Below are 7,778 nucleotides of genomic sequence, written 5' to 3'. Positions count from 1 at the left end.
GCCCAGCAGCAAGCGGCCACGGGCCTCGCCGCCGCGCCCTGGAGCGCGGACCTCGGCGACGGCCGCTACCGCAACCCCATCCTGCATGCGGATTATTCCGATCCGGACGCGATCCGCGTCGGCGACAAGTTCTACATGACGGCGTCCAGTTTCAACAATGCGCCCGGCCTGCCGCTGCTGGAGTCGCCGGACCTGGTGAACTGGACGCTCGTCGGCCACGCCCTGCCCCGGCTGGAACCGGCCAACGTGTTCGACCGTCCGCAATACGGCAAGGGCGTGTGGGCGCCGACGCTGCGCTGGCACGACGGCCGCTTCTGGATCTTCTACCCCGACCCGGACTACGGCGTCTACGTGACGACGGCCGAGCGTTTCGCGGGCCCGTGGACGCCGCCGCGGCTGCTCCTGGCCGGGCGCGGCATCATCGACCCCGCGCCGCTGTGGGACGACGACGGCAAGGCGTACCTGGTGCACGCGTGGGCGAAGAGCCGCGCCGGCATCAACAACGTGCTGACCTTGCGCCGCATGGATCCGCAGGCGACCCGCCTCCTGGACGACGGCGGCAAGATCATCATCGACGGCGGCCGCTACCCCGGCTACCACACGGTCGAAGGGCCGAAGCTGTACAAGGCGAACGGCTATTACTACGTGTTCGCCCCCGCCGGTGGCGTCGAGATGGGCTGGCAGGCCGTGTTCCGTTCGCGCTCGATCGACGGACCGTACGAGGCACGCCGCGTGATGGACCAGGGCGACACCCCGATCAACGGGCCGCACCAGGGCGCGTGGGTGGATGCCCCGGACGGCAAGGACTGGTTCGTGCACTTCCAGGACAAGGGGGCGTATGGCCGCGTCGTGCACCTGCAGCCGATGCGCTGGCAGGACGGCTGGCCGGTCATCGGCGCACCGGGCCGCACGCCGGGCGTCGGCGAACCCGTGAACACGTACGCGAAACCGGTGCAAGGCTTCGGCCCGGCGGCGCCGGCGACAAGCGATGCGTTCGATGGCCCTGCCCTCGGCCTGCAGTGGCAATGGGGCGCGAATCCGGCGCCCGGCTGGTACTCGCTGACGGACAACCCCGGCCACCTGCGCCTCGCCACCCAGGTGGTGCCGGAAGCCGACGGCTTTGTGCGCGCGGCGGGCGCGATCCTCACGCAGAAGGTGCCCGCGTCGCGCTTCGTCGTGGAGACCCGCGTGCGCCTCGAGGGTGCCGTCGACGGCGACCGGGCCGGTCTGATCATTAACGCCATGCAGTATGGCTGGGTGGGCCTGCGCCGCAGCGGCGGAAAGACGGAACTCGTGCGCACCGTGTGCGGCCCGTTCGGACCGCGCTGCCGCGAGGAGTCCACCGTCGTGCTGCCGGACGCGCCGGACGAGGTGGTCCTGCGCATGTCGATGTACGAAACGGCGTTCGTCGGCTTTTCGTACAGCGTGGACGGCCGCCCGTTCAAGCCGGCCGGCGCCCCGTTCCCGGTCACGCGCGGCACGTGGGTGGGCGCGCAGGTGGGCCTGTTCAGCGTCGGTGCGCGGGCGCGCACGCAGCCGTCGTACCTCGAAGCCGATTACTTCAACGTGACTGCGCCGGGGGCCGGGCCGTACTGACCGGCTGCGTTCAGGCGCCAATACACGGCATAGCGCTGATGGTGCAGGTCAAACAGCGGCCGGACGACGATGCCGCTGGCCGGACCTGCATCCTTGAACCTGAACGCGGACGGATCGCCGGGGATCGGCGCGAGCCAATCGGCGGGGTTGCCGGACTTGCCGACGATATCCGGAACCGGCACGGCGGCAATCTTCAGGTAAGCATCCTTGTCGCCCACGTCGCTGGCGGGCATGCTGCCCCTGCCGAGTTCTCCGGCCAGCAAGACCGGGCCATGGAACAGGGAGACCGTCGAGGCGTCGTCCATGGACCGCTCCAGCCGCAGCCCCGCCGGCAGCGTCAGGTCGATCACGTCACCGGCCTTCCATTGCCGCCGCAACGCGATATAGGTCGAGGGCTGTGCGTCCACACCTTGCGGCTTGCCGTTGATCCTGACCGTCACCGGTCCGGCGACCCATGCGGGAACGCGCAGATTCACCGTGACGGCGCGGGCTCCCGGCTTCACCACCGTCAGGCGCACCGGGTCGCCGCGCGTGATGTCCCCTTGCTGCCGCAATACGATCCCGGCTTGCCGCCAACTGAGCTCGGACGGAATATACAGGTTCACCCAGAGCGTATCGTCCTTGTGGAAGTAAATGCCTTCGTTGTAGCGTGCGGTGTTTTCGATACCGGAGCCGGTACAGCAAAAGCTGCCGTTGAGATAGGTGCGAAAGTCCCCGTGGAACGGCGTGAAATAGGTCATGGCGCCCGAGTCCGGCGCCACCGACGCCAGCACGTGGTTGTACAGCGCACGCTCGTAGTAGTCGGCAAGGTCCGCACGGCGGTTGCGCTCGAACAGCCTTGTCGTCAGCTTGAGCATGTTGTGGGTGTTGCACGTCTCGGCGGTCGTCGGCGGCAATACCTTCTGGTTGTCGATCGACGGGCCGGCCTCCACGCCGGGTTTGTCGAACCATTCGTTCACCGACGTACCGCCGTTGGCGAATGAATGCCTGTGCACGACCAGGCGCCAGAAGTTCTCGGACGCCTTCAGTTCCAGCGGGTCGCCATCGACGTTGGCGGCGTTGGCCAGGCCCACCACCTGCGCGATGTGCGTATTGGCGTGCACGCCGCCCAGCCGGTCCTCGCCGTCGGCAAGCGGGCCGACGAACCAGGCGCGGTGGAACATGCGGGCGGTGTCGAGGTGCCGGGGATTCTTGTCGATCTTGTAGAGTTCCGTCAGCACGTCGCTCATCGCACCGAATTCGTTTTGCGGATTGCGGCTGCCGTCCGTGCGGAATATCCGGTCGACCTGCCCGGCATCGAGCCGCGCGAGCCGTTTGCCGAAGTAGTCGGCCATCCGGGTGGCCACGTCGAGTGCCTGCCTGTTGCCGACGTAGGCATGGGCGTCGATGAGGCCCGACATGATCTTCTGGATCGTGTAATAAGGCACCCCGATGCCCCCGGCGTCGGCCCCGGGCTTGCCTTCGAGCTGGTCGAAGGCGGCCGTGGAAAACGCGGCCAGGTAGCCACCCTGATTCAGGCTCTTCTGACATGCCGCGAGCTCGGCCACGAGGTAGTCGACCCGGTCGCGAAACAACAGGCTTCCGGTCGCCGCCGCCATGCGCGACGCGGCGGACAGATAGTGCCCGGTCATGTGCCCACGAAGGAATTCACTGTCCCAGCCGTCGTAACCCTTCTCGATGCCTGCTTTCTGGGGAAGTTTCGCCAACGCGCGGTAGTGGTAAAGCAGTTTGTCGGGATCATAGGACGCGAGCACCCCTGTGCGATGCAGCTCCTGCCGTAAGTGGAACGGACTTCCCGGCAGCAGGCGCACCTGGTTGGCCAGGAACGCACGCGCCGCATCGACCGGCACGGGCGGCGAATGCTGGCCGAGGTCGCGGGCGAGACCATGCGCCGGGAACGCCGCGAGGGTGGCTTTGAGCATCGAACGGCGGGTGAAGGACATCGAAAACCCTTTCGTAAAAAAACCGCCGCCGGCAAACACCGGCGGCGGTCGAAAGCGGGCACGCGGCCCGCGACGAGAGAGAAGATTACAGGTTGCCGAACTTGTAGCGCAAGCTGAAACCGAAGAAGCGGCCGTTCTCGTAGTGCTGGCGTTCGATGCCGCTCTCGTTCCCGAGGCCGCCGACGTTACGATTGAGCGTCTTGTTCGTGATGTTCGACGCGATCAGCGACAGCGCCAGGTTGTCGGTCAGCTGGTAGTTGAACGAGCCGTCCAGGATACCGTAGGCATCGATGTAGCGGCCGTCGATCGGGTTCGGCGAGAAGCCGAACAGCACCGACGGAGAACGCCACGTGTAGACCAGGCGCGCGGACGCCTTGTTGTCCTCGTACAGGGCGCTCACGCTGTAGCTGTTCTTCGAGGCGAACGGTTGTGGCGTCGAGATGATGTTCGGCGCGGCCTTCGTACCCACGTTGAACGGGTTGTCCGTCTTCACATAGGTGTACGAACCGGCCACGCCGAAGTTCTTCAGGATGCCGGGGGCGCTGTCGAAGAAGTACTGGCCCGACAGCTCGACGCCGCGCGCATAGCCCTTCTCGGAATTCAGGGTCTTCGACACCAACAGCTGGCCGCTCGGGCAACCGTTCGAGACGGCGCCGCTATAGCCCGTCGCGAGCGAGACGTTCTCGCAATTCTGGACGTCGTTGAAGAAGCCGTTGATTTCCTTGTCGAACACACCGGCTGCCAGGTAGTTCGTCTTGCTGAAGTAGCGCTCCAGCGAGAAGTCGAAACTGTTCGCGGTCAGCGGACGCAGATCCGGGTTACCGATTTGCAGCGTACCCTGGGTCGAGTTGACGGTGAGGGATGGATTGAGCTGGTCGAGTCCCGGACGGGTCATGCCGCGTCCGTAGCCGAAGCGCGCCAGGAAGTCTTTCGCCAGGTCGTAGGTCAGGTTAAACGAAGGTAGTGCGTTCGTGTAGGACGTCGTGCGGCGGTACGGTCCGATGGCGCCGGTGATCGGGTCCGCCACCTGCGCCACGAATTCGCCATTGGTGCGGACGACGCGCACGCCGACGTTACCCTTGAGACGGTCATCCAGCAGTGCGAACTCACCCACGAGGTAGATCGCCTTGGTCTTCTCGTTCGTATAGCGGCGGGACAGGAGTTGTTCCGTCAGTCCGTTCTCCGGCAAGATCCCGGCTTTCGGGAAGGCGCCGCTCACCTGGTTGCCCAGCAGCTGGTCCGGGTTGTAGACGACGTAGCCGCCCGAATAGCCGGCCAGGCCGTCCATGAAGTTGGTGGGTGAGGATTGCGTATGGCCGCCGTTCGCCGCCGAGATGCCGTTGCTGCCGTCGGCAGCCAGCGCGAGGCCGTCGCTCGTCAGCGGACGGCCGCCGAATCCGAAGTTGTTGTAACTGCTCGACTGGCGCGCGGCGCGGGCGCCGAACTTGAGGCGGCTGAAGAACCAGCCGTCGTCCAGCGAGTACGTACCGTCCAGGGCCACCGCGCCGCCGGTGTCGTGGTAACTCTGGTGCGTGCCGTTGCTGTACGCCTGGTACATGAAGTTGGACGGATCGGACAGGTTCGGCCCGGTGAACGTCAACTGGTGCGGTGCGCCATCGCTGACCCGGTTGGCCGTCCAGTACAGGCCCGGATTGGACAGCAGGGTCACGGAGCGGTTGTCCTGGGTCTGGTCGGCCTTGATGAAGTTGATGTCCGCCTTCAGGAACAGGGCCGGCGTCGGGTGCCATTCGGCGCCGGTCGCGGCGATCCACGTCGTGTACGGACGGTGCTCGTCGCCGCCGGTCGTGGTCATCCTCGTGTTCAGGAAGTTCCCGCTGAGGAAGCGCTTGGTGGCGAGGACGTCGTTGCTGCCGCCGTTGAGGTTGCCGTTGGCGAACTGTTCAGTCAGGTTGAACGGCGCCGTCTGCAGGTTCTGAACGTTGTTGGCCTGGTTGTTGTTGTCCGACGAGTTCAGGCCGCGGTAGTTCTGGTGATACAGGTAGTAGGTGTAGTTGCCGTCGACGTAGAAGCGCAGCGTATTGTCGACGCGCCAGTCCGCAGCCAGATTCAGGCCGCGGCGGGTACGCATGATCGTTTCCTGGAACACGTTATTGGTGAGTGCGGGCGCCGCCATGACGTTGCCGATCTGCTCCTGGGTCAGACCGGCCAGGTTCGGCATGTAGGCGCCGGCAGTCGTCGACGTCGGCAGCGTGGGCACGCCCGCCAGGTAAGAGACGTCGGTGCGGCCGACGTACTGCGACATCGGCTTCGACGGATCGTTCGCCGTATTGGCGCCGGCCAGCGTCGCGTATTCGGCGCTGTCGGCGCGCACAGCGCGTTTGTAGTTGGCGCCGCCGTTGCCCGGGTTGTTGTCCGAACGACCCGTGCTCTGCTGGAACACGGCTGCCGCCATCACGCCGATGCGGCCGCCGCCCTGCAGGTTCCAGCGGTTGGCGATCATGCCGAACAGTTCCGGATTGCCCTTCTTCGCCAGGTCGTTGTAGCGGCCGCCGATGTTCAGTGCGCCCGTCAGGCCCTTGAAGTCGCTCGGATTGCGGGTGCGGATATTGACCAGGCCGCCGATGGCGCCCTCGATGTGTTCGGCCGACGGGTTTTTATACACGTCGATGCCGGCGACCATGCCCGGAATCGCGCCTTCCAGGTTGAATTCGCGGCTGCCTGCCGTGAAGTAGGCGCGGCCGTTCACTTCCGACGCCGTCTGGCCGGACAGGCCGCGGATCGTCACGCCGGAGCCGGTGCCCACGGGCGATGCGCCCTCGCCGCCGTAGCGGTAGCCCTGCACGCCGGGGATGCGCGTCATGGTCTCGGTGACGTTCGGGTCCGGCAGCTTGCCGATGTCGTCCGCGCTGATCGAGTCGACGACCTCCATCGAGTCGCGCTTGATCGCCAGCGACGACTGCGCGCTGGCGCGGATGCCCGTCACGACGACGGTGTTGGCGTCCGCCTGCTGCGCCCAGGCGTGGCCTGCGAAAGCCTGGGCGAGCGCCACGGCGACGACCGACATCTTCGGTCCGAAATTGCGGTGATTGTGCTTCATTTGGTTCTCCTCTGTAATCCGATTTGGCATGGTTTTCCCCGGCTCTGTACGGCCGGCGTTTTAGGTATCGATAACAAATCTAGGTTGAATTATAGGCCGCGTCCTTCCTCGTGGTAATACCTTTGCGAAATATCATTGTTGATGTGGTATTTACACGACGCCGCCGCTTGACCGGCCGCCGGCGTCGTGATCCGGGGCGCGAATGCCCCGGTTATCGATCACTGCTCCGCCACCCGCTGGGCACGCACGGGGGCGAGCACGAAGCGATAGCTGGCGGGGGCGAGCGGGATGCGGTACTTCACGTGCGGCCGCCCGTCCAGGCTCCAGCCGGTGTCGCCGCCCACGCCCGCCTGGGCCATGTCGACGAGCACCGAGCCGTCGCCATGCGGCGCGATCTCGGAACTCTTCCACGTGCCGCGCGGCCGCAGGTACAGGTCCTCGTACGGGAACGCGAGCGCATTGAACGCGCTCGGCGCATCAAAGTCCACGCGGATGCCGCTGCCGGCGCCGTCCTGCAGCTGGAACCAGCGCACGTCCGTCTTGTTGCCGCTTTCCTGCGGGCGGATGTAGCCGTGGTACTGGTCCGCCACCTTGCCCGCGTACAGGCCCAGTGCGGATCCCGTCTTGCGGTCCGCGTACGATTCGTACGGACCACGGCCGTACCATGACAGCGCATCGAGCGCCGGCAGGCTGTCGAAGCGCAGGCCCAGGCGCAGCGGATCCGGCAGGTCGTCGCGCAGCGGCGTGAAGCTGGCCTGCACGTCGACGCTGCCGTCGGCGCGCATGCGATAGATGTTTTCCCAGTGCGCCGCGCCGGCGCCGAAGCTGAACAGCACGCGCACGCCATCGGCCGTCGCGGTCACGTCGCGCACCTTGCGCTGGTCGGTGAACGTCCGCCACACCCCGTGGCTCTTGTCCACGCCGGAGCCTTCGTCATTGTCCGTCAGGCCGCGCCAGAAGTTCGGCGAACCGCCCTTCAGGACCGTGCGGCCGGCCACCGTGTAGGTCACGAGTCCCGTGTCCTTTGCTACGCGCAGTACGGCGTCGGCGGCGCGCAGCTCCACCGCGCCGTCCGTGCGGACGGGCGGTACGGTGGCGAGCTGTTTCTGCGGGGCGCGCGGCGACGCCAGCACGAACTGCGACCAGCCGACGACGGCGCCCTGCTCCACGCCCGGCAGCGC

Annotated in this window: 3 protein-coding genes and 1 pseudogene; 1 reads left to right on the top strand and 3 read right to left on the bottom strand. The window is 66.4% G+C overall.

The window, feature by feature from the left end; translation table 11 throughout:
* Positions 1–1,596: glycoside hydrolase 43 family protein (locus ACEN88_RS19755; RefSeq protein WP_413342258.1), on the top strand; the 1,596-nt coding region annotated here is incomplete at its 5' end.
* On the opposite strand, the gene ACEN88_RS19750 is transcribed toward ACEN88_RS19755, so the two are convergent.
* The 3 genes and pseudogenes from ACEN88_RS19750 to ACEN88_RS19740 form a co-directional block, all read right to left on the bottom strand.
* A complete protein-coding gene (locus tag ACEN88_RS19750) occupies positions 1,557–3,539 on the bottom strand; it encodes a beta-L-arabinofuranosidase domain-containing protein (protein ID WP_413342256.1) in 1,983 nt (660 codons plus the stop codon). The genes ACEN88_RS19755 and ACEN88_RS19750 overlap by 40 nt on opposite strands.
* Positions 3,540–3,624: 85 nt before the next feature.
* Complete coding sequence (locus ACEN88_RS19745; protein ID WP_413342254.1) at positions 3,625–6,597, bottom strand: TonB-dependent receptor; 2,973 nt, start codon at positions 6,595–6,597, stop codon at positions 3,625–3,627.
* A gap of 218 nt (positions 6,598–6,815) precedes the next feature.
* Positions 6,816–7,778 (bottom strand): annotated as a pseudogene (locus ACEN88_RS19740) (beta-galactosidase); the annotation flags it as partial.

Origin of the sequence: Massilia sp. CT11-108 (genome assembly GCF_047302915.1) — a bacterium.
Taxonomy (GTDB): domain Bacteria; phylum Pseudomonadota; class Gammaproteobacteria; order Burkholderiales; family Burkholderiaceae_D; genus Telluria; species Telluria orientalis.
This window is presented reverse-complemented; position numbering and strand designations above follow the sequence as displayed.